The following is a 21198-nucleotide window of genomic DNA, read 5'->3' as shown; positions in this document are numbered from 1 at the left end:
TCTCCTGGGGCGGGTGCCGGTCAGACACGATCGATATGTTTCTCACCGAACAGCCCCTCGGGCCGCACCAGCAGGAACAACAGCGCAAAGACATAGGGAAACCAGCCTTCGATGCCGCCGAAGTTGCCGCCGAAAGCGGACTGGAACACGGGCGGGATATAGATCTCGGCCAGCTTCTCCGAGGCCCCGATGATCAGCCCGCCGACGATGGCGCCGGGCACCGAGGTAAAGCCGCCCAGGATCAGCACCGGCAGTGCCTTGAGAGCCGTCAGCGTCAACGCGAACTGCACACCGTTGCGCGATCCCCACAACATGCCCGCCACCAGCGCCACGAAGCCCGCCACGCCCCACACAATGGCCCAGATATGCTGCAGCGGAATGCCCAGCGACAGCGCCGCCTGGTGATCGTCCGCGACGGCGCGCAGCGCGCGGCCCACCTTGGTGTACTGGAAGAACAGCGCCAGCGTGCCCACCAGCACACCGGCGATGCCCGCCGCCGCGATGTCGAACCTGGACACCACGATATTGAAGCGCGTCAGGATGGATTCGATCGGTTCGTCGACGATGCCGAGGTTGATCGGGCGCACTTCGTTGCCGAACAGCAGTGGCCCCAGTCCTTCGAGAAAGAAGGACAGCCCGATGGTCGCCATGAACAGCGTGATCGGCGGCTGGTTGACCAGCTTGCGCAGCACCAGGCGTTCGGTGCCAATGCCCACCACCACCATCACGCCGAACGCGCCGATCACCGCAGCCCACATCGGCAGGCCCTTGTCCATCAGCCCGACCACCGCCAGCGCGGCGAAGTAGACCATCGCGCCCTGCGCGAAGTTGAACACGCCGGAAGCCTTGTAGATCAGCACGAAGCCCAGCGCCACCAGTGAGTACATCAATCCCGACAACAGCCCGCCGATCAGGATTTCAAAGAAGAACGTCATGGTTATCCTTGTCTCAGTGGCCGGCGCCGAGATAGGCGCGAATCACGTCAGGGTTGGCCTTTACCGCCTCCGGCGTGCCATCGCCGATTTTCTTGCCGTAGTCCAGCACCACCACGCGGTCGGAGATATCCATCACCACGCCCATGTCGTGCTCGATCAGCACGATGGTGGTGCCGAACTGGTGGTTCACCTCCAGGATAAAGCGGCACATGTCCTGCTTCTCCTCGACGTTCATGCCGGCCATCGGTTCGTCCAGCAGCAGCATGGAGGGCTCGGCCGCCAGCGCGCGCGCCAGTTCCACGCGCTTTTGCAGGCCGTAGGGCAGCCGCCCCACCGGCGTCTTGCGGATGGCCTGGATCTCGAGGAAATCGATCACTTCCTCGACCTTCTTCCGGTGCAGCATTTCCTCATTGCGCGCGGGGCCCCACCACAGCGCATTGGCCAGCAGGCCGCTGCGGAATTTCGTGTTGCGCCCGGTCATGATGTTGTCGAGCACGGTCATGCCCTTGAACAACGCGATGTTCTGGAAGGTGCGCGCGATGCCCTGGCGCGCCGCGGCGGTGGGATGCATCTTGCGCCGTTCCTCGCCGCGAAACACGATGCGGCCCTGTTGCGGCTGATAGACCCCGTTGATCACGTTGAGCATCGAACTCTTGCCCGCGCCGTTGGGCCCGATGATGGCCCGGATCTCATGCTCGCGCACATCGAAGGAGATATCGGTCAGCGCCTTCACGCCGCCGAAGGCCAGCGAGATATTCTGCAGGTCGAGTATCACGTTGCCGGCCTGCCGTACCTGCGCGCGCTCGGCCTGCAAGCCGCCTTGCAGCTCCGCCGTGGTTGCCGCCGCCGCGGACGCGCCGCTCCACACCGGCTGGCCGTCGCCGCCGCGCTCCACGCCTTTCCATGCCATTTGCGTCATCCTGCCGCCCCTGCTCATGCCGCGCGTGCCCCGCCGGCGGGGGCCGGCGGGAAGCGCTTCACGTCAACCAGCTTCAACGTGGCCGACACGCTGCCTTCGCGCCCGTCCTCGAACTTCACGCGCGTCTCGATGAACTGCTCCGGCTTGCCCGCGTACAGGGCCTCGATCAGCACGCCGTACTTCTCGGCGATAAAGCCGCGCCGCACCTTGCGGGTACGCGTGAGCTCGTCGTCGTCCGGATCGAGTTCCTTGTGCAGGATCAGGAAGCGCGAGATCTGCGAACCGGCCAGCATGGCATCGGTCGCGAGGTCGGCATTCACCTGCTCGACGCACTCGGCGATCATCGCGATCACTTCCGCCCGCGCGGCGAGATCGATGTAGCCGGCGTACGCCAGGTGGCGCCGCTCGGCCCAGTTGCCTACCGCTTCGAAATCGATATTGATGAAGGCGCAGACGCTGTCGCGTCCCGTGCCAAACGCCACCGCTTCCTTGATGTACGGGAAGAACTTGAGCTTGTTCTCGATGTACTTGGGCGCGAACATGGCGCCGCCCGACAACTTGCCCACATCCTTGGCGCGATCGATGATCTTGAGGTGACCGTCGGCATCGATCACGCCGGCGTCGCCGGTCATGAAGTAGCCGTCGTCGTTGATGGCCTCGCGGGTGGCATCGTCGCGCTTGTAGTAGGCCTTGAGCAGCCCCACGCCACGCACCAGCACCTCGCCGTTGTCGGCAATGCGGATCTCCATGCCCGGCGCGGCAGGCCCCACCGAATCGAACTTGACCTTGCCGTCCGGCTGCAGGCAGACATAAGCGCAGGTCTCGGTCTGGCCGTAGAACTGCTTGAGGTTGACGCCGATCGAGCGATAGAAGCGGAACAGGTCCGGACCGATCGCTTCGCCCGCCGTGTAGCCCACGCGGATGCGGCTCATGCCCAGCACATTGCGCAACGGGCCGTAGATCAGCAACTCGCCCGCGGCGTAGCGCAGCCGGTCGGCCAGCGCCACAGGTTTCGCGTCGAGGATATCCGTGCCGCAGCGGCGCGCCACGCCCATCGCCCAGTGGAACAGCTTGCGCTTGATCCAGCCCGCGTCTTCCATGCGGATCATCACCTGTGTGAGCAGGTTTTCATAGATGCGCGGCGGCGCGAAGTAATAGGTGGGACCGATCTCGCGCAGATCGGTCATCACCGTCTCGCGCGATTCGGGGCAGTTCACGGTGAAGCCCGCCGTCATCGCCTGCGCGTAGGAGAACAGGTTGTCGCCCACCCACGCCATCGGCAGGTAGGACAGCACATCGTCCTTCGCGGTCAGGCCGTCGAAGGCGCAGCCGTTGCGCGCCGAGCCAATCAGGCCGCGGTGCGAGTGGCACACACCCTTGGGCTTGCCGGTGGTGCCGGAGGTGTAGAGGATGATGGCGGTATCGTCGGGCGAGCCCTCGGCAACGGCCTGGTCGAAGAAGCCCGGATTGGCGCGGTCGAACTCGCGGCCGATGTCCTGCAGGCGCTGGCAGGACATCAACGCCGGATGATCGTAGTCGCGCAGCCCGCGCGGGTCTTCATAAATGATGTGGCGCACCTTGCGGCCCTGCGCGGCGAGCTGCTCCTCCACCTCGAGCAGCTTGTCCACCTGCTCCTGGTCCTCGACGATGGCAAAATCGATCTCGGCATCGTTCAGCACATAGATCATCTCGCCCGCGATCGCATCCTGGTACAGCGGCACCGGCACGCCGCCCAGCGCCTGTGCCGCGCTCATGGCCCAGTACAGGCGCGGCCGGTTGTCGCCGACCACCGCCAGGTTCATGCCGCGCGCAAAGCCCAGCGCGGCCAGTCCGCACGCCAGCGCGCGGACCTCCTGCGCGGTTTGCGCCCAGCCATAGGTCTGCCAGATCCCGAGATCCTTCTCGCGGTAAGCCGGGTTTTCCGGCCGCTGCTGCGCATGCGCAAGCAGCAGGCGCGGGAAGGTCGTCGCCGACGGTTCCTGCATCGCTGTCTCCTGTCCCTCCGGAGCGGGGATCCGCTACCGGTGTCAAGCCTGCTTCCGCTGGTTATACTTGGGCTGTCTTGCCCGGCGATGTTTCTGCCGCAGCGCAACAAATCCTTCGCGCCTTGTCCTGGCGCACACTCGCTGCTGGCGTGGTCATAAGATAGTGCATGCCATTTGCCCCGGTTGTCACGCCGATGACAATTCCGGGTTAATCCCTACGGGAAGGTTCCCCAGTTCATGCTCAACGATTTTGTCGACCGCTGCGTGTGGGCAGCCGACCTCAGCCCGGAACAAAGCGACGTTGTCCGCCGCGCCATGTGCGTGCGCGAATATAGCCAGGGCGACTACGTCTGTCACAAGGGCGACATGGCCGAGCACTGGCTGGGCGTGCTGGAAGGGATCGTCAAGATCACCACGGTATCGCCTTCCGGCAAGTCGGTCACATTCACCGGTGTGCCCAGGGGTGGCTGGTTTGGCGAAGGCGCGGTGCTGAAGGCCGAGATACGCAAATACGATGTGATGGCGCTGCGGCGCTCGCGGATTGCATTTCTTCCGCGGGAGACTTTTCAGTGGTTGCTGGATACCAGTTTGCCTTTTACCCGGTTCCTGCTGACGCAGTTAAATGAGCGGCTGGGGCAGTTCATTGCCGCGGTGGAATACGAACGGCTGCTCGATATCGATTCGCGGGTGGCGCGCGCGGTGTCGTCCTTGTTCAACGAGCACCTGTATCCGGGGCTGGGGAAGACGCTGGAGATCTCGCAGGAGGAGATCGGACTGCTGGCGGGAATATCGCGGCAGCGGGCCAATCAGGCCTTGAAGGTGCTGGAGCAGCAGGGATTGGTCAAGGTGGATTATGGGGTGATCGAGGTGCTGGATCTGGAAGGATTGCGGCAATACGGAGAGTGATGACCTGACGCCGGGTTTAGTTCAGGCCAGGAAATCAGGCCGAGAAATCAGGCCAAAAAGGAAAAGGGCCGGCGCCGGGTCACCCCAACGCCAGCCCGTTCATCCCGTCGGCGGAAACGCTTACTTGCTGTAGACGTACGCGCCACGCCCGGTCTTGCGGCCAAGATAGCCAGCCGCCACCATTTCGCGCAGCAGCATGGCCGGGCGATACTTCGGATCGGCGAACTCGGTGTACAGCACCTCCATCACCGCCAGCATCGTATCCAGGCCAATCATGTCCGCCAGCGCCAGCGGCCCGATCGGGTGATTGCAACCCAGCTTCATGCCTTCATCGATTTCTTCCGGCGACGCCAGGCCTTCACCCAGCACGCAGAACGCTTCGTTGATCATCGGGCAGAGAATCCGGTTCACCACGAAGCCCGGATTGTTCTTCACGGTGATCGGGTACTTGCCCAGCACCTTGGCGAGTTCTTCCACCAGCGCATGCGTGGCATCGCTGGTCTGCAGGCCGCGGATCAGTTCCACCAGCGCCATCATCGGCACCGGGTTGAAGAAGTGCATGCCGATGAAATTGCCCGGACGGCTGGTGACGGCGGCCAGCTTGGTGATCGAGATCGACGAGGTGTTGGAGGCCACGATCACGTCGTCGCCGACGACGCTGTCGATCTGCTTGAGGATCTTGACCTTGAGGTCGAAGTTCTCGGTGGCGGCTTCGATCACGATGTCCGTGGCCTTGAGCGCGTCATACGCGGTCGAGCCCTTGATGCGCGCCAGCGCCGCTTGCTTGTCGGCTTCGCTGATCTTGTCTTTCTTGATCAGGCGATCCAGGCTGCTGGCGACGGTGGCGATGCCCTTGTTCACCGCTGCGTCGCTGATATCCACCATCACTACGTCGAGGCCCACCACGGCACACGCTTGTGCGATGCCGTTGCCCATGGTGCCTGCGCCTACGATGCCAACTGTCCTGATTCCCATCGTCTCTTCCTTGTTGCTGGTTGCTTGATGCTGATGCTGATGCGGCACGCCGCGGGATGCTGCGAGCCCGTGCGGGTCAGGCTTCGCGCAGCGCGGCGATGATGCGCTCGGCGTGTTGCGTGAGGATTTCCGGGTCCTGCATGTCGGTGCCGTGGCCGCGCAGCGTGCGGTCGGCATAGCGGGGCACGATGTGGAAATGCACGTGCGGCACGGTCTGGCCCGCGGCGCTGCCGTTGAACTGGCCGATCGAGATGCCGTCCGGCCGGAAGGCGGCGCGCACTGCGCCTGCTACGCGCTTGGTGGTGCGGATGGCCGCTTCGGCGGCAGCGTCGGAGAGATCGAAAATCTCGACGGCGCCTTCCTTGGGAAGCACCAGTACGTGTCCGTCGGACTGGGGCATGATGTCCATGAAGGCGACGGTGTCCGCGTCTTCATACACCTTGGTGCAAGGCAGTTCGCCACGCAGGATGCGGGCGAAGATATTGTTGGGATCGTACACGGTACTCCTGATTGGTCTCGTCTTGGTCCTGGCCTGCGGCGCGCGCGCCGCTTTGCGGCTCTACGGCGCTTTACGGCACTCCAGGGCTTTACGCAAACGGCAAGTTTAACGCAGGGGGCGTGCACGAAACAGCCCCCTGGCAGATACATCACATATTGCGGCGGTACTGCCCTCCCACCTCGAACAGCGCATGCGTGACCTGCCCCAGCGAGCACACGCGCACCGCATCCATCAGCACCGCGAACACATTGTCGTTGTCGATCACGGCCTGGCGCAGGCGCTGCAGCATGGCCGGCGCCGCATCCGCATGGCGTGCATGGAAATCCGCCAGCCGGGCGAGCTGACCTTGCTTCTCCTTTTCGCTGGAACGCGCCAGCTCGAGTGTCTGCCTGGTGGGCTCGCCGCTGGGGTTGCGGAAGGTGTTCACGCCGATGATGGGCAGCGTGCCGTCGTGCTTGCGCTGCTCGTAATACAGCGACTCCTCCTGGATCTTGCCGCGCTGGTAGCCGGTCTCCATGGCCCCCAGCACGCCGCCGCGCTCGGCGATGCGCTCGAACTCCTGCATCACCGCTTCCTCCACCAGGCCGGTCAGCTCATCGATCAGGAAGCTGCCCTGGTTGGGGTTCTCGCATTTGGCCACGCCCCACTCGCGGTTGATGATGAGCTGGATCGCCAGTGCGCGGCGCACCGATTCGCCAGTGGGCGTGGTGATGGCTTCGTCGTAGGCGTTGGTGTGCAGCGAATTGCAGTTGTCGTAGATGGCGATCAGCGCCTGCAGCGTGGTGCGGATGTCGTTGAAATCGATCTCCTGCGCATGCAGCGATCGGCCGGAGGTCTGGATGTGGTACTTGAGCTTCTGGCTGCGCTCGTTGGCGCCGTACTTGTCGCGCAGGGTCACCGCCCAGATGCGGCGTGCCACGCGGCCCAGCACGCTGTATTCCGGGTCCATGCCGTTGGAGAAGAAGAACGACAGGTTGGGCGCGAAATCGTCGATATGCATGCCGCGCGCGAGATAAGCCTCCACATAGGTGAAGCCGTTCGACAGCGTGAACGCCAGTTGCGAGATCGGGTTCGCGCCGGCCTCCGCGATGTGATAGCCGGAGATCGACACCGAGTAGAAATTACGGACCTGGTGATGGACGAAGTAGGCCTGGATATCGCCCATCACCTTGAGCGAGAACTCGGTGGAGAAGATGCACGTATTCTGGCCCTGGTCTTCCTTGAGGATGTCGGCCTGCACCGTGCCGCGCACGTTCTGCAGCACCCAGGCGCGGATCTTGGCTTCTTCGTCGGTGGTGGGATCGCGGCCGTTGTCGGCGCGGAACCTGTCGAGCTGCTGGTCGATGGCGGTGTTCATGAACATCGCCAGGATGGTGGGCGCCGGACCATTGATGGTCATCGACACGGAAGTGGACGGGCTGGTCAGATCGAAGCCGTCGTACAGCACCTGCATGTCGTCGAGCGTGGCGATCGACACGCCCGAGTTGCCGACCTTGCCGTAGATGTCCGGGCGCGTATGCGGGTCCTCGCCGTACAGCGTGACGGAGTCGAAGGCGGTGGACAAGCGCTTGGCGTCCATGCCCTCGGAAACCAGCTTGAAGCGGCGGTTGGTGCGGAAGGCATCGCCTTCGCCGGCGAACATGCGGGTGGGGTCCTCGTTCTCGCGTTTGAACGCGAACACACCGGCGGTGTAGGGGAAGCTGCCAGGAACGTTCTCGCGCATCAGCCACCTGAGCACTTCGCCGTCGTCCTCGAAGCCCGGCAGCACCACCTTGTGCACCGTGGTGCCGGACAAGGTGGTGGTGGTGAGCGTGGTGCGGATTTCCTTGTCGCGGATCTTCACCACGTATTCGTCGCCGCTGTAGGCCTTGCGCATCTCCGGCCACATCGCCAGCAGCTTGCGCTCCTGCGCACCCATTGCAGCGTCGCGTTCGGTGGCGAGCGCCTGCAGGGCTTCACCCGTATCCGCGCTATCGCTCGCGGCCTGCAACATGCGGCGCGCCTCGCGCAGTTGCTGGCGCTCGCGGGCCAGCCGGCTCTGCGCGTCCACGCGGCGGTGGTAGGCGCGCACCGTGTCGGCAATCTCGGCCAGGTAGCGGTTGCGCGCTGGCGGCACGATCACGTTCTGGCCGGTGGAGATGCGACCGCTCAGTTGCGGCAGCACGCCGGCCGGCGCATGCATACCGCGTGCATGGAGCGCTTCGCGCAGGCCCTGGTAGAGCATGGTGACGCCGTCGTCGTTGAAGCGGGACGCCTGGGTGCCGTACACCGGCATCTCCTCGGGCTTGGCGTGCCATTGCTCGCGGTTGCGCTGCACCTGCCTGGCGACGTCGCGCCAGGCATCCTGCGCGCCCTTGCGGTCGAACTTGTTGATGGCGACAAAATCGGCGAAGTCGAGCATGTCGATCTTCTCCAGCTGGCTGGCAGCGCCGAACTCGGGTGTCATCACATAGAGCGACACGTCCACGTGCGGCACGATGGCAGCGTCGCCCTGGCCGATGCCAGAGGTCTCGACGAGGATCAGGTCGAAGCCGCTCACCTTGCACGCCGCCAGCACATCGGGCAGCGCCTGCGAGATCTCGGAGCCAGCCTCGCGCGTGGCCATCGAGCGCATGAAGATGTTCGGGTGGTTGATCGCGTTCATGCGGATGCGGTCGCCCAGCAGCGCGCCGCCGGATTTTCGGCGCGAGGGATCGATCGAGACCACCGCAATGCGGAGCTTATCCTGCTGGTCCAGCCGGATGCGGCGGATCAGCTCGTCGCTCAGCGAGGATTTGCCCGCGCCGCCGGTGCCGGTGATGCCCAGCACGGGCGTCCTCACCTTGGCCGCTTCGGCGCGCAGCGCGTCGGCCAGCGACGGATCCGCCTTGCCGTTTTCCAACGCCGTGATCACTTGCGCGAGCGCGCGGCGGTCGCCCCCCTTCACCGCATCGAGCGTGGTGGGCGCATAGCGTGCCAGGTCGATATCGCAGCGCTGCACCATGTCGGCAATCATGCCCGCCAGGCCCAGGCGCTGGCCATCTTCCGGGCTGAAGATGCGCGCCACGCCATAGGCCTGCAACTCGCGGATCTCATCCGGCACGATGACGCCGCCGCCGCCGCCGAACGGCTGGATATGCTCGCCACCACGCTGGCGCAGCAGGTCGACCATGTACTTGAAATACTCGACGTGCCCGCCCTGGTAGCTGGATATCGCAATGCCTTGCACGTCTTCCTGCAAGGCCGCATTGACCACTTCCTCCACCGAGCGGTTATGGCCGAGATGGATCACTTCGCAGCCAGAGGACTGCAGGATGCGCCGCATGATGTTGATGGAGGCATCGTGGCCATCGAACAGCGCGGCCGCGGTAACAAAACGCACCTTGTTGACGGGGCCTTTCGGTCCCTGCGCCTGATGGGGAGCGCTGGGTTGGGCACTCTTCTGGACATCGGAAAGATCGGTCATTTGTCTCCACCCTAAACCTGAAACCGTTGTTCTATAAGGCTTTGCGGTCAGTGCTGGTAGCCTGAAATCTCTCTAGCTGCCCACCTGGCTACCAATTTGTGCTGCTGTGGGGTGATATGTCGTGAGGTTACAACGATCTGTCTACTAGCGGTACTGACCGACAGCATCAGCAAATCCGCTGTCGCGGGCTACTCAAAATTTGAGTAGCAGGTCGCACCGGCGGACGGCTGCGCCCCGAGTATTGCGTCTTTTAGGCTACTTTACGATTCGATGTCCGAATGAGGCGGGGCAACCTCCCCAGAGAGGGCTGACGCGGCCCTGAGTGATCAGCATCGAAGCACCGCGCAGCGGCCTGTATGGCCAAGAGAAACTTCTTGCGCTCAGTCGTGTATATACACAACAATGGGAGACCTGCTCAATTTCCGATCAATCATTGAGCACATTGCGCACCAAACGACACACATTAACCATACGCGCCGTCAGGGACTTGAGTTCCACACGGTTGTCCGTATATACATGGAGTGAGCGCGGTGGAAATTAGTCATCACACCACGCGTGCAGGAGAAGCTCGCGCAGAAACATGGCGGCATTACTGAGGCCGAAATCAATCAAGCTTTTCTCAACCGTGAGGGGCCGATCCTGATTGATGACCGCGAAGAACATGCATCGGACCCACCTACGAAATGGTTTTGCGCTGAGACCGACCACGGCCGGATGCTGAAGGTTGTGTACATCGCAAAGGACGGCAAGATCTTTCTCAAGACCGCATACGAACCGGCGCAGCCCACTGTGGACAGTTACCGGCGCAAGTCAAAATAAGCGGCGTTAACACCGACTAGCTATCAGGAGCAGCACATGAGCAACGCCAAGAAAATCCCCGGTACCGTTGAAGCGTGGGAAAATGGCGAGTTGGGAAACGATGAAGAGTACGCAGTCGTAGTACCCGAAGCATCAGCGGAAGTAGATCAGGCCCTTGGCCTGCAAGCGGTGTCGATTCGCCTTCAGAAGTCGCTGATTGAAGATTTCAAGTTCCTGGCCCAAGAGCATGGCATTGGCTATCAACCATTGATGCGCGAAGCACTGCGCCGCTTTGCAGAGTCAGAAATGAGGCGGCTCGCGGTTCAATATGCGAACGAACGCCGGCAGGAAGTTACCGGGCATGTCGAGCCTGCAGCGCAGCGACGCACTAAAAAGACAGAGCACGCAGAGCAGAAACTCGAAAAGAAGTCGGAACACGCAGAACACGGACACGCGAGCTCCCAAAAGCGCGCTGCTTGAGACGAACATCGGTCCGCAAGCCAACCCGCCGAAGTGGCGGGTTTTTTCTTTTCCGTCGCCAGGAGCCTGCCACTCTCCGTGGCGCCACGTTCCCGCGCAAGCCGGCCTGCATCACATCAGAGACCCGGCTCCGGGCATTCGCCGACGCCGATGTTCCGGCGCTCGCCAAACCGGCGCCCGAGCGCGCCGCTCAGGCCGCGGAGCCAGCGCCACCACAGGGGTGCCGTCGACTCGGCAAGCGTGAAGCGCGCGCCCTCGCTCTCGCCCGACAGCCATACCGTGGCGCCTGCCGGCAGCGCGCACACGGCGCCCGGCAGCAGCCAGATGTCGGCGTGGTGGCCCTCCAGCGTCAGCCACAGGCGCCCGTCCAGCACCTTCACGCTTTGCCCTTCAAGGGCGCGCCAGCTTACCGGCCGGCCGGGTTCATCCAGTTCGAAGATCCTTAGTTCACGCATTTCGCCACTCCTTTCTGCATTGCGGACATGTCTCGTGCCGCCCGGCCGGGCCGGTGCGGGCACCCTCTTCCGCATGCCTTCCATTATTCACGGCGGCCACTACAATTCCATGAACAGTTGCGAACAGTTTTCCATGCACTGTTCAGTAGTTTTTCCTGACACTTCAACGTTGCCGCCTGCGCCCCCCGCCATGAAGCTGACCCTGGTTCCCGCCACCGGCGTGCCCCTGACCGACCAGATCGTCAACGAGGTGAAGAGTTGGATCGGCACGCACGAGGTGCGTCCCGGCGCGCGGCTGCCGTCGATCCGCCAACTGGCGGCGGAGCATGGCATCAGCCGCTTCCCGGTGATCGAGGCCTATGACAGGCTGGTGTCGCAGGGCCTGCTCGACTCCCGCCACGGCTCGGGCTTCTTCGTCGCGGACAGCCCGCTGCTGGCGCGGGCCGCCAACGGCTGGTCGGATCCCAGCCTGGCCGAGGACCTGTCCGGCCATATCCTGGAGCAGTTCAACCACCCCAGCGCCACGCTGAAACTGGCGGGCGGCTTCGTGCCCGAGACCTGGCACGATATCGAAGGATTGACCCAGGCGATCCGCCAGGTCTCGCGCACCGACATCGGCAGCTTGGTCCACTACGGCACGCCGATGGGCGTTCCGGAACTGCGCCAGCATGTGCTCACTCGCGTTCGGCAGCTCGGCATTGCCGCCGAACTGCCCCAGGTACTGGTCACCGCCGGCGCCAGCCAGGCGCTGGACCTGGTGGTGCGGCGCCTGCTCAAGCCGGGCGATACGGTGTTCGTGGAAGACCCCGGCTACTACAATCTGTTCGGCCTGCTGCGCCTGCATGGCGTGCGGCTGGTGGGCGTGCCGCAAACCCGCAACGGCCCGGACCCGGACGCCGCCGAGGCGCTGCTGCGCGAGCACAAGCCCAAGCTGTTCTTCACCAACAGCGTGCTGCAGAACCCGACCGGCTCGACGCTGGCACCGCCGGTGGCGTTCCGCCTGCTGGAGCTGGCGCGGCGGCATGGCTTCCGCTTTGTCGAGGACGACATTTTCTCGGACTTCCAGACCCACTTCACGGATCGCCTGGCCACGCTCGACCAGCTCGAACACGTGATCTATATCGGTGGTTTTTCCAAGACGGTGTCGGCCTCGCTGCGAGTCGGCTACCTGGTGGCCGACAAGGCGCTGGTGAAGGACCTGGTGGACGTGAAGGTGCTCACCAGCGTGGCGGGCTCGCATTTCGCCGAAGCCGTGACCACGGCCTTGCTGGAGCGCGGCGGCTACCGCAAGTACATGGAACGGCTGCGCCTGCGCGTGCGGCAGGCCACCGCGGGCGCGGTGCGGCGCCTGGCCGGCTTTGGCTGGGAAGTCTATTGCGAGCCGGCGGGCGGCAACTTCCTGTGGGCGCGTACGCGCGGGATCGAGGATTCGCGCGATCTGGTGACGCTGTCCGAGCAGCACGGCGTCACGCTGGCGCCTGGCAATTACTTCCGGCCGGGCGGCGAGACCTCGGCCTGGATCCGCATCAATTCCGCCTTTGTCGAAGAGCCGCGCGCGCTGGCCTTCCTGCAGGAGGCGGGCGCGCGCGAACCCTGAAGGCAGGCGTCAGCCGCCATGCAGCACCGCGTTGCGGCGCGCGTAGAGAAAGTAGATCGCCAGGCCAATCGCCAGCCAGGCCAGGAAGGCGATCCAGGTCATTGCCCGCAGGTGGGCCATCAGGAACAGGCAGAAGCCCACCGACAGCAGCGGCACCACCGGCACCCCGGGGCAGCGGAACGCGCGCGGCAGCTCCGGCCGGGTCCTGCGCAGCACCAGCACCGCCACCGAGATCAGCGTGAAGGCCGATAGCGTGCCGATATTGATCAGCTCCGCCAGCACGTTGAGCGGCACGAACGCCGCGATAAACGCGAACACGAGGCCCACCGTCCAGGTAGCGATGTACGGCGTGGCATGCACCGGATGCACCTTCGACAAGCGCTCGGGCAGCAGGCCGTCGCGCGACATGGCGAAGATGATGCGGGTCTGGCCGAAGGTCATCACCAGGATCACCGTGGTCATGCCCAGGATGGCGCCCAGGTCGACGAAGCCCGCCACCCAGTTCTGCCCCGCGTACTGCAGCGCCAGCGAGACCGGGTGGTCGATGCCGGCGAACCTGGCAAAGGGCACGATGCCCGTCATGATGGCCGCCACCGTCACGTACAGCACGGTGCACACCGCCAGCGAACCGATGATGCCGATAGGCAGGTCGCGGCGCGGGTTGCGCACCTCCTCGGCGGCCGAAGTCACGGCGTCGAAGCCGATAAAGGCGAAGAACACCAGCGCCGCCGCATTGAAGATGCCGTCCAGGCCGAACGGCGCGAACGGGTGCCAGTTGGCCGGCCTGACGTGCCACACGCCCACCGCGATAAACAGCAGCACCACCGCGATCTTGATGGCCACCATCACGTTGTTGAGGCGCGTCGACTCGCGCACGCCATAGGACACGACCCAGGTGATGGCCAGCATGATCAGCGCGGCGGGCAGGTTGAACAGCGTCTGCACGCCTGGCACCGCGCCCGGCGCCGCGGTGAGCACGGCCGGCAGGTGGAGGCCGAAGCCCGCCAGCAGCGACTGGAAATAGCCGGACCAGCCCACGGACACCGCCGAGGTCGCCAGGCCGTATTCGAGCATCAGGTCCCAGCCGATCATCCACGCCACGATCTCGCCGAGGGTGGCGTAGCTGTAGGTGTAGATGGAGCCGGAGACGGGAATCGCCGAAGCAAACTCGGCGTAGCACAGGGCGGCAAACCCGCACGCGAGCGCCGCGATCACGAAGGAGACGGTCAGCGCGGGGCCGGCGGTGAGCGCGCCGGTGCCGGTCAGCACGAAGATGCCGGTGCCGATGATGGCGCCGATGCCCATCAGGATCAGGTCGACCGGGCCAAGCACCTTTCTCAGGCCATCGTCGCGGGCAGCGGCCAGCATGGCCTCGATGTTCTTGGTGCGGAACAGACTCATCGGCGGGAACTCCTGGCGCGCTGGGCGGCTTTTGAAAAGCCACGTATTCTAGCGCGGGGTGCCGGCGAGTTCGCCACTTTCGGATCGCAGGGCGCGGCCGCAAGGCCGCGCCTTCCTGCGCCGCGATCACCAGCAGCGTGACTTGCTTTTACTTGGCCACCGGCATCGTGAACTCAGCCCCCTTGCCAATACTGTCCGGCCAGCGCTGCATGATGCTCTTGTAGCGCGTATAGAACCGGATGCCTTCCTCGCCGTAAGCGTGGTGATCACCAAACAGCGAACGCTTCCACCCGCCAAAGGAATGCCACGCCATCGGCACCGGAATCGGCACGTTGATACCCACCATGCCAACCTGGATCTGGCGCGAGAACGCGCGCGCCACGCCGCCGTCGCTGGTGTAGCACGACACGCCGTTGCCAAACTCATGCGCGTTGATCAGGTCCACCGCCTGGGCCAGGTCGTGCACGCGCACCACCGACAGCACCGGCCCGAAGATCTCCTCCTTGTAGATCGTCATGTCCGGCGTGACGTTGTCGAACAACGTGCCGCCCACATAGAAGCCGTCTTCATGGCCATCGACCTTGTGGCCACGGCCATCGGTCACCAGCCTGGCGCCTTCGTCCACGCCCTTGGCGATATAGCCCTCCACCTTGGCCTTGTGCGCGGCGGTCACCAGCGGACCCATCTCGGCATCGGCTTCCATGCCGTTGCGGATCTTCAGCGCCTGCGCGCGTTCGGCCAGGCGCGGCACCAGCTTGTCGGCCACATCGCCCACCGCCACCGCCACGGAGATCGCCATGCAGCGTTCGCCGGCCGAGCCGTAGGCCGCGCCGATCAGCGCATCCACGGCCTGGTCGAGGTCCGCGTCGGGCATCACCACCAGGTGGTTCTTGGCGCCGCCCAGGGCCTGAACGCGCTTGCCGTGCCTGGTGCCTTCCGTGTAGATGTATTCGGCGATCGGCGTGGAGCCGACGAAGGACAGCGCTTGCACGTCCTTGTGCGCCAGCAGGGCGTCCACGGCGTCCTTGCCGCCCTGCACCACATTAAACACGCCATCCGGCAAGCCAGCCTGCTTGAGCAGGTCGGCGATCAGCAGCGAGGGCGAGGGATCGCGCTCGGACGGCTTGAGCACGAAGGTGTTGCCGCAGGCCAGCGCCACCGGGAACATCCACATCGGCACCATCACCGGGAAATTGAACGGCGTGATGCCGGCCACCACGCCCAGCGGCTGGCGCAGGTTCCAGTTGTCGATGCCGCCGCCGATGTTGTCGGTGAAATCGGTCTTGAGCAGGTTGGGAATGCCGCAGGCAAATTCCACCACCTCGATGCCGCGGGTCACTTCCCCCTTGGCATCCGAGAACACCTTGCCGTGCTCGCGCGTGATCAGCGCGGCGAGGTCGTCATGGTGGCGGTCAAGCAGTTCCTTGAACTTGAACAGGATGCGCGCGCGCTTGAGCGGCGCGGTATCGGACCAGGCCGGGAAGGCCGCATGCGCGGCGGCCACCGCGGCATCCACGTCCTGTGCCGAGCCCAGCGCCACGCGCCCCGACACGGCGCCGGTGGCCGGGTTGAAGACGTCGGCGTAACGATCCGAAGAAGCGGCGCGCACGGTGCCGCCGATGTAGTGCGCGATGTCGGCGATCTGCCGGTTTTCTGCGATGTTCACGTCAGTGTTCCTTGTCTTGTCTCTGCAATCACTGCAATCACTGTACTTCCTGCAGGACCTTCGTCACGGTGTCGAACATTTCGCCGATCTGCGCTTCCGTGATGATCAACGGCGGCGAGAAAGCGAGGATGTCGCCGGTGTAGCGCACCAGCACGCCACGCTCCAGGCATTTGAGGAAGGCTTCGTAGCCGCGCGCGCCCGGCTGGCCGGGACGCGGCTCCAGCTCGATGCCGGCGACCAGGCCGAGGTTGCGGATGTCCTTCACATGCGGGGCGCCGCGCACGGCATGCACGGCGGCCTCGAACTTCGGCGCCAGCTCGGCGGCCCGGCCGAACAGGTTCTCGTTCTTGTAGATATCCAGCGTGGCGATGGCCGCGGCCGCGGCCAGCGGGTGGCCGGAATACGTATAGCCGTGCAGGAACTCGATCGCGCCAGGCGCTGCGGAGTTGACCACGGTGTCGTGCACTTCGCGCCTGACCGCCACCGCGCCCATCGGCACGGCCGCGTTGTTGATGGCCTTGGCCATGGTGATCAGGTCCGGCGTGACCTTGAAGCGCTCGGCGGCGGTAGCCGCGCCCAGGCGGCCGAAGGCGGTGATGACTTCGTCGAAGATCAGCAGGATGCCGTGCTTGCTGGTGATCTCGCGCAGCTTTTCCAGGTAGCCCACCGGCGGCACCAGCACGCCGGCCGAACCGGCCAGCGGTTCGACGATCACGGCGGCAACGTTGGACGGATCGTGCAGCGCCAGGATGCGCTCCAGTTCCTCGGCCAGGTGCGCGCCCCATTGCGGCTGGCCCTTGGAGTAGGCGGCCTCGGCGATATTCAGCGTGGCCGGCAGGTGGTCCGTGCCGGGCATCAGGTTGGCCGAGAAGACCTTGCGGTTGCCGCCGATGCCGCCCACCGCCATGCCGCCGAAGCCCACGCCGTGATAACCGCGCTCGCGGCCGATAAAGCGCGTGCGCTGGCCTTCGCCACGGGCGCGGTGATACGCCAGCGCGATCTTCAGCGCGGTGTCGACCGATTCCGATCCCGAATTGGTGAAGAAGATGCGGTCCAGCCCGGCCGGCATGATGGCGGCCAGCTTGGTGGCAGCCTCGAAGGTCAGCGGGTGGCTCATCTGGAACGGCGGCGCGTAGTCCAGGGTCTGTGCCTGGCGCGCAACCGCCTCCGAGATCTCCTTGCGGCAGTGGCCGGCAGCCACGCACCACAGGCCGGCACAACCGTCCAGGATCTGGCGGCCGTCATGCGAGGTGTAATACATGCCGCTGGCCGAGGCGAGCAGGCGCGGCGCCGCCTTGTACTGGCGGTTGGCGGTAAACGGCATCCACAGGGCGTCGAGATCGGGGATCACGGTCTTGGCGGCATCCATACGTCCTCCTCAGGGCATTGGCTTGGGCGGCAATGGCGCCGCACCAGGGTTGTCGAGTGATTCTGGCGAATGCGGCCACTGTAGCGACCCGGCCCCGCTTAAAGAATATACGGTCGGCAAAACATCGCCTTACCGTACAGGCAAGGCTAGGACAACCGTACAGATTCGTAAAAAACGCGATCGGTGCCGGCCTGCCGGAAACCTGGCCCGGACGCCCGTCGCGGCACGCAATCTGGCCCCGGAAGCCGGTTTCGCGCTGCAGTGCCGCAATGCCGCCCTGGACGAAGTCGCTTCCCATCGCACCGCCTGGGCCACTAAACTGTACAGGCCCATTCTTGAATATGACGCATGCTTAACCTTGAACTCGTCCGCAGCCGGCGCAGCGGCGATACCCTGACCGAGCAGATCGTGGCCGGCATTGCCAGCCTGGTGGACCGGCGCGTGCTGCGCGCCGGCGTGGCGCTGCCCTCGGTGCGGCGCTTCGCCCGGCAGCATGGGGTCAGCACCTTTACCGTGGCCGAGGCCTACGGCCGCCTGACCGCGCTGGGTTACCTCAGCGCGCGGGTCGGTTCGGGCTATACGGTGGCGCACCGCCACGCGCCGGCCGGCCAGGCGCCGGCGGCGCGCTGGGAGGCGCCGGGGCTGAACGCCGCCTGGCTCTTGTCCGACGTGTTCGCCGACCATTCCGTGCCCATCAAGGCGGGCGCGGGCTGGCTGCCCGGCGACTGGCTCAACGAGGAAGGGCTGCACCAGGCCATGCGCGCCGCGGCGCGGGTGCCGGCGGCGCAGGTTTCGGGCTACGGCCATCCTTACGGCTTCGCCGCGCTGCGCGAACATATCGCTGCCGGCCTCAGCCTGTACGGCATGCCGGTGCAGGCCCAGCAGGTGGTGCTGACCCAGGGCGCCACGCAGGCGCTGGACCTGGTGGTGCGCACCTTGCTGCGCCCGGGCGACACGGTACTGGTGGAAGACCCGTGCTACTGCAACCTGCTGCAGATCCTGCGTCTGGCCGGGCTGCAGGTAATCGGCGTGCGCCGCACTGCCAGCGGGCTGGACACTGACGCGCTCGACCACGCCATCCGCCACCACGCGCCGCGCGCACTGTTCGTCAACACCGTGCTGCAGAACCCCACCGGCGGCACGCTCACCAGCATGAATGCGCACCGCGTGCTGCAACTGGCCGAGCAATACCGGCTGCTGGTGGTGGAGGACGATATCTACCGCGAGCTGGCGCCGCCCGGCTCGCCCATGCTGGCGGCCATGGACGGCCTCTCTCACGTGATCTACGTGAACGGCTTTTCCAAGACCATCACGCCGTCGCTGCGCGTGGGCTATCTGGCCGCCAGTCCTGAACTGGCCAAGGCACTGGCCCGCACCAAGATGGCGGTGGGGCTGACGTCGTCGGAAGTCACCGAACGCCTGGTGTATTCCGTGCTGACCAGCGGCCACTATGGCCGCCATGTGGCAGCGCTGGCCGAACGGCTGCGCGCCCAGCAGGACCGGATCACGGAGAAAATGGAAGCACACGGGCTGGAAGTGCTGCTGCGCCCGGAAGGCGGGATGTTCGCCTGGGCGCGCATGCGGCCAGACGCAGGGCACGAGCAGGCCGCCCCGTCGGGCAACCGGCTGGCGACGCTGGCGCTGGAACATGGTATCTGGCTGGCGCCAGGCTCCTACTTCGAGCCGGAAGAAGGCGACTCGCCGTGGATACGGTTCAATGTCGCGACCACCGACGCGCCCGCGCTATGGCGTTTTTTCGACACGCAGCGCAGCGGGGAAACCCAGTCCGTGCAAGCAGGACTCCCTGAGCCTGCCTCCCGCACCGCGCGCGCGCCGCGTGCCGGCACGGTCAAGCTGGCCTGAGCATCAGCCCGGGCCCCGCCATCCTTGCCGGTTCAGAAGCGATAGCGCACGTAACCGGTGTAGAAACCGCTGCCCGGATTGGGCTGCTTGATACCGGCATTGGAGACGTGCTGATAGCGGAAGCCAGCTTCATACGCTGTCTTGGGACCGAATGCCATGCCCACGCCAACCATGTCGGAGAACTGGAACAGGCTGCCGGAGCGATGATAGTCGGAGGTGGCCTTGTGACTCATCATGCGCACACCAACTGAAGCCTCCAGGAACGGCACCATCGAGCCGCCGCGCTTTTCCACGCGGAAGATCGGCGAAAAGCCGAATTCGGTCACGTTTTGATGATTGGCGCCGCTGAGGGTGTTCCATTCGGCCAGTTCGGCTTCCCATTGCAGCTTGGCCAGCCAGCCCTGCTGGTTGCCCCAGGCAAAGCCGGAATCCCAGTTGATGCCGACTTCGTACTTGTTGATGTTGTGGCCAGGATCGCGGCCGAAGGCCACGTGCACGCCGGGATCGGCATGCGCCAGCGCGCAGGCACCAAGGGCGGCCATGGCGCCAAGCGCCTTGATAGGTGCGGCTAACCGGTGGGCAAGGCCGGCATTCTTCTTATCGTTGATCATGTGCATCGTGGGTAGTAAGTACCGCGAAGAATGGCAAGTTCCAGCGAAAACCTTGCCACCTCCCAGCGGCAAAGCCGACCACCCGTACTCAAGACCAGAGGCGTTCCATCACCCAACCCGCGGTCATGCAGATCGCGAGCCAAGCGCTAATGCATCCGGCAATAAAACGGTAAGTCATGGTCCATTTCCGCAACAAACGCTTGGGGACAAGCGAATCATTTCGAAATTATACATCCATCCGTGAATGTATGTTGAGACCGACGTAGAACCGGCCGGGGCCTGACGTAATGGTCAGCGATTATGCGCTTCCAGGCGGCGTAATGCGCGCGGTGCCGCCGCCGTGTTGCAACGTTGCGTCAACCCCGTGCCGGACTTCGCGACCGCGTGCCCCACGCGATCAGCTTGCGCCCAGCAGGAAGGGCACGGTCTCCTCCAGCAGCAGTGCCGGCATTTCCTCGGCGATGTAGTGCCCGCACGGCAGGCTCTTGCCACGCACGCGGCGCGCCACCTTGCGCCACTCTTCCAGCGGCGCGAAGCAGCGGCCCACCGCGCCTTGCTCGCCCCACAGCGCCAGCATCTCGCACTCGACCTGGCGCCCCGCGGCCAGGTCGGCGCGATCGTGCCCGAGATCGATCGAGGCGCTGGCGCGGTAGTCCTCGCACAAGCCATGCGCCGCGCCGGGCAGGCTGAGGCAGCGCAGGTATTCCGCCATGGCCGCCACGGTGAACGGTGCCAGTCCGGCGCTGCGGCTGCCCATGGTGCTGTGCAGGTAGAGCGCCGGGTCGGCCTCGATCAGGGTCTCGGGAAACGGCGCGGGCCGGATCAGGAAGAACCAGTGGTAATACGCCAGCGCGAACTGCAGGCTGGTCTGTTCGTACATCGCCAGCGTGGGTGCGATATCGAGCGTGACCAGCCGCTGCACGGCATCCGGATGGTCCAGCGCCATGCGGTGCGCCACGCGCGCCCCACGATCGTGCGCCATCACAAGGAAGCGTTCGAAGCCCAGCGCGCGCATCACCGCCACCTGATCCTGCGCCATGCTGCGCTTGCTGTAGTTGGCATGATCGGGCAAGCCGGCGGGCTTGCCGCTGTCGCCATAGCCGCGCAGGTCGGTGGCGACCACGGTGAATTGCCGCGCCAGCGTATCGGCCACCTTGTGCCAGATCACATGCGTTTGCGGATGGCCATGCAGCAGCAGCAAGGCCGGCCCGTGGCCGCCGACAATGGCGTTGATCTCCACTTCGCCGCATCGGATGCGGTGCGGGGTAAAACCTTCGAACACGGCAAACCTCCT

17 protein-coding genes are annotated in these 21198 nt (G+C 64.9%); 5 read left to right on the top strand and 12 right to left on the bottom strand.

All coding sequences use genetic code 11. From position 1 onward, the window contains the following. Nucleotides 1-20 precede the first annotated feature (20 nt). The 3 genes from AC1DQ3_RS05200 to AC1DQ3_RS05190 are packed head-to-tail and all read right to left on the bottom strand — an operon-like array spanning nucleotide 21 to nucleotide 3839. A complete protein-coding gene (locus AC1DQ3_RS05200; protein WP_477119111.1) occupies nucleotides 21-935 on the bottom strand; it encodes a branched-chain amino acid ABC transporter permease in 915 nt (304 codons plus the stop codon). Between the two features lie 13 nt (nucleotides 936-948). Then, nucleotides 949-1845, bottom strand: coding sequence for an ABC transporter ATP-binding protein (locus AC1DQ3_RS05195; RefSeq protein ID WP_477119110.1), 897 nt, complete (start codon nucleotides 1843-1845; stop codon nucleotides 949-951). A 23-nt stretch (nucleotides 1846-1868) separates the two neighbouring features. Continuing rightward, nucleotides 1869-3839 carry an AMP-dependent synthetase/ligase gene (locus AC1DQ3_RS05190; protein ID WP_477119109.1) on the bottom strand — a complete coding sequence of 657 codons (1971 nt, stop codon included), beginning with the start codon at nucleotides 3837-3839 and terminating at the stop codon, nucleotides 1869-1871. Nucleotides 3840-4076: 237 nt separating this feature from the next. Here AC1DQ3_RS05190 and AC1DQ3_RS05185 point away from each other — a divergent pair, with 237 nt between their 5' ends. Then, nucleotides 4077-4745 carry a Crp/Fnr family transcriptional regulator gene (locus AC1DQ3_RS05185; protein WP_477119108.1) on the top strand — a complete coding sequence of 223 codons (669 nt, stop codon included), beginning with the start codon at nucleotides 4077-4079 and terminating at the stop codon, nucleotides 4743-4745. 120 nt (nucleotides 4746-4865) lie between these two features. On the opposite strand, the gene AC1DQ3_RS05180 is transcribed toward AC1DQ3_RS05185, so the two are convergent. The 3 genes from AC1DQ3_RS05180 to icmF form a co-directional block, all read right to left on the bottom strand. Next, nucleotides 4866-5720 carry a 3-hydroxybutyryl-CoA dehydrogenase gene (locus AC1DQ3_RS05180; protein ID WP_477119107.1) on the bottom strand — a complete coding sequence of 285 codons (855 nt, stop codon included), beginning with the start codon at nucleotides 5718-5720 and terminating at the stop codon, nucleotides 4866-4868. 76 nt (nucleotides 5721-5796) lie between these two features. Beyond that, nucleotides 5797-6231: an HIT family protein gene (locus tag AC1DQ3_RS05175; protein ID WP_477119257.1), complete on the bottom strand. Its 435-nt coding sequence runs from the start codon at nucleotides 6229-6231 to the stop codon at nucleotides 5797-5799. Between the two features lie 136 nt (nucleotides 6232-6367). Further along, nucleotides 6368-9664 (bottom strand): fused isobutyryl-CoA mutase/GTPase IcmF, encoded by a 3297-nt coding sequence (gene icmF, locus AC1DQ3_RS05170; protein WP_477119106.1) that lies wholly within the window; start codon nucleotides 9662-9664, stop codon nucleotides 6368-6370. A 555-nt stretch (nucleotides 9665-10219) separates the two neighbouring features. On the opposite strand from icmF, the gene AC1DQ3_RS05165 reads away from it, so the two are divergent. Then, nucleotides 10220-10483: a DUF4258 domain-containing protein gene (locus AC1DQ3_RS05165; RefSeq protein ID WP_477119105.1), complete on the top strand. Its 264-nt coding sequence runs from the start codon at nucleotides 10220-10222 to the stop codon at nucleotides 10481-10483. A gap of 36 nt (nucleotides 10484-10519) precedes the next feature. Continuing rightward, a complete protein-coding gene (locus AC1DQ3_RS05160) occupies nucleotides 10520-10942 on the top strand; it encodes a BrnA antitoxin family protein (RefSeq protein WP_477119104.1) in 423 nt (140 codons plus the stop codon). A gap of 116 nt (nucleotides 10943-11058) precedes the next feature. Here the strand turns inward: AC1DQ3_RS05160 and AC1DQ3_RS05155 are convergent, their stop codons facing one another. Further along, the gene (locus tag AC1DQ3_RS05155; RefSeq protein WP_477119103.1) at nucleotides 11059-11397 is read right to left on the bottom strand and encodes a DUF2917 domain-containing protein; all 339 of its coding nucleotides are present in this window, start codon (nucleotides 11395-11397) and stop codon (nucleotides 11059-11061) included. Nucleotides 11398-11587: 190 nt separating this feature from the next. Between AC1DQ3_RS05155 and AC1DQ3_RS05150 the strand changes: the two genes are divergently transcribed. Beyond that, nucleotides 11588-12994 carry an aminotransferase-like domain-containing protein gene (locus AC1DQ3_RS05150; RefSeq protein ID WP_477119102.1) on the top strand — a complete coding sequence of 469 codons (1407 nt, stop codon included), beginning with the start codon at nucleotides 11588-11590 and terminating at the stop codon, nucleotides 12992-12994. Nucleotides 12995-13003: 9 nt separating this feature from the next. On the opposite strand, the gene AC1DQ3_RS05145 is transcribed toward AC1DQ3_RS05150, so the two are convergent. The 3 genes from AC1DQ3_RS05145 to aptA all read right to left on the bottom strand — a co-directional run bounded on the left by AC1DQ3_RS05145 (nucleotide 13004) and on the right by aptA (nucleotide 17430). Beyond that, complete coding sequence (locus AC1DQ3_RS05145) at nucleotides 13004-14395, bottom strand: amino acid permease (protein WP_477119101.1); 1392 nt, start codon at nucleotides 14393-14395, stop codon at nucleotides 13004-13006. Nucleotides 14396-14543: 148 nt separating this feature from the next. Further along, nucleotides 14544-16061 carry a CoA-acylating methylmalonate-semialdehyde dehydrogenase gene (locus tag AC1DQ3_RS05140; RefSeq protein WP_477119100.1) on the bottom strand — a complete coding sequence of 506 codons (1518 nt, stop codon included), beginning with the start codon at nucleotides 16059-16061 and terminating at the stop codon, nucleotides 14544-14546. A gap of 37 nt (nucleotides 16062-16098) precedes the next feature. Continuing rightward, a complete protein-coding gene (gene aptA, locus AC1DQ3_RS05135; RefSeq protein WP_477119099.1) occupies nucleotides 16099-17430 on the bottom strand; it encodes an omega-aminotransferase AptA in 1332 nt (443 codons plus the stop codon). A gap of 348 nt (nucleotides 17431-17778) precedes the next feature. Here aptA and AC1DQ3_RS05130 point away from each other — a divergent pair, with 348 nt between their 5' ends. Beyond that, on the top strand, nucleotides 17779-19293 hold the full coding sequence (locus tag AC1DQ3_RS05130; RefSeq protein WP_477119098.1) for an aminotransferase-like domain-containing protein: 1515 nt from the start codon (nucleotides 17779-17781) through the stop codon (nucleotides 19291-19293). Between the two features lie 32 nt (nucleotides 19294-19325). On the opposite strand, the gene AC1DQ3_RS05125 is transcribed toward AC1DQ3_RS05130, so the two are convergent. Together AC1DQ3_RS05125 and AC1DQ3_RS05120 are read right to left on the bottom strand one after the other, a co-directional pair. Beyond that, nucleotides 19326-19904, bottom strand: coding sequence for an acyloxyacyl hydrolase (locus AC1DQ3_RS05125; protein WP_477119097.1), 579 nt, complete (start codon nucleotides 19902-19904; stop codon nucleotides 19326-19328). A gap of 397 nt (nucleotides 19905-20301) precedes the next feature. After that, nucleotides 20302-21186: an alpha/beta fold hydrolase gene (locus tag AC1DQ3_RS05120; protein ID WP_477119096.1), complete on the bottom strand. Its 885-nt coding sequence runs from the start codon at nucleotides 21184-21186 to the stop codon at nucleotides 20302-20304. Nucleotides 21187-21198 lie beyond the last annotated feature (12 nt).

The sequence above is a fragment of the Cupriavidus sp. 01T418 genome, from assembly GCF_056398885.1.
Note: the sequence above shows the minus strand (reverse complement) of the source record. Positions and strands in the feature narration are given on the sequence as shown.

What these genes read in the sequence shown, in the direction of transcription:
- AC1DQ3_RS05200 (WP_477119111.1), bottom strand. Translation starts at nt 935, where the DNA reads ATGACGTTCTTCTTTGAAATCCTGATCGGCGGGCTGTTGTCGGGATTG.
- AC1DQ3_RS05195 (WP_477119110.1), bottom strand. Translation starts at nt 1,845, where the DNA reads ATGGCATGGAAAGGCGTGGAGCGCGGCGGCGACGGCCAGCCGGTGTGG.
- AC1DQ3_RS05190 (WP_477119109.1), bottom strand. Translation starts at nt 3,839, where the DNA reads ATGCAGGAACCGTCGGCGACGACCTTCCCGCGCCTGCTGCTTGCGCAT.
- AC1DQ3_RS05185 (WP_477119108.1), top strand. Translation starts at nt 4,077, where the DNA reads ATGCTCAACGATTTTGTCGACCGCTGCGTGTGGGCAGCCGACCTCAGC.
- AC1DQ3_RS05180 (WP_477119107.1), bottom strand. Translation starts at nt 5,720, where the DNA reads ATGGGAATCAGGACAGTTGGCATCGTAGGCGCAGGCACCATGGGCAAC.
- icmF (WP_477119106.1), bottom strand. Translation starts at nt 9,664, where the DNA reads ATGACCGATCTTTCCGATGTCCAGAAGAGTGCCCAACCCAGCGCTCCC.
- AC1DQ3_RS05160 (WP_477119104.1), top strand. Translation starts at nt 10,520, where the DNA reads ATGAGCAACGCCAAGAAAATCCCCGGTACCGTTGAAGCGTGGGAAAAT.
- AC1DQ3_RS05155 (WP_477119103.1), bottom strand. Translation starts at nt 11,397, where the DNA reads ATGCGTGAACTAAGGATCTTCGAACTGGATGAACCCGGCCGGCCGGTA.
- AC1DQ3_RS05150 (WP_477119102.1), top strand. Translation starts at nt 11,588, where the DNA reads ATGAAGCTGACCCTGGTTCCCGCCACCGGCGTGCCCCTGACCGACCAG.
- AC1DQ3_RS05145 (WP_477119101.1), bottom strand. Translation starts at nt 14,395, where the DNA reads ATGAGTCTGTTCCGCACCAAGAACATCGAGGCCATGCTGGCCGCTGCC.
- aptA (WP_477119099.1), bottom strand. Translation starts at nt 17,430, where the DNA reads ATGGATGCCGCCAAGACCGTGATCCCCGATCTCGACGCCCTGTGGATG.
- AC1DQ3_RS05130 (WP_477119098.1), top strand. Translation starts at nt 17,779, where the DNA reads ATGCTTAACCTTGAACTCGTCCGCAGCCGGCGCAGCGGCGATACCCTG.
- AC1DQ3_RS05125 (WP_477119097.1), bottom strand. Translation starts at nt 19,904, where the DNA reads ATGATCAACGATAAGAAGAATGCCGGCCTTGCCCACCGGTTAGCCGCA.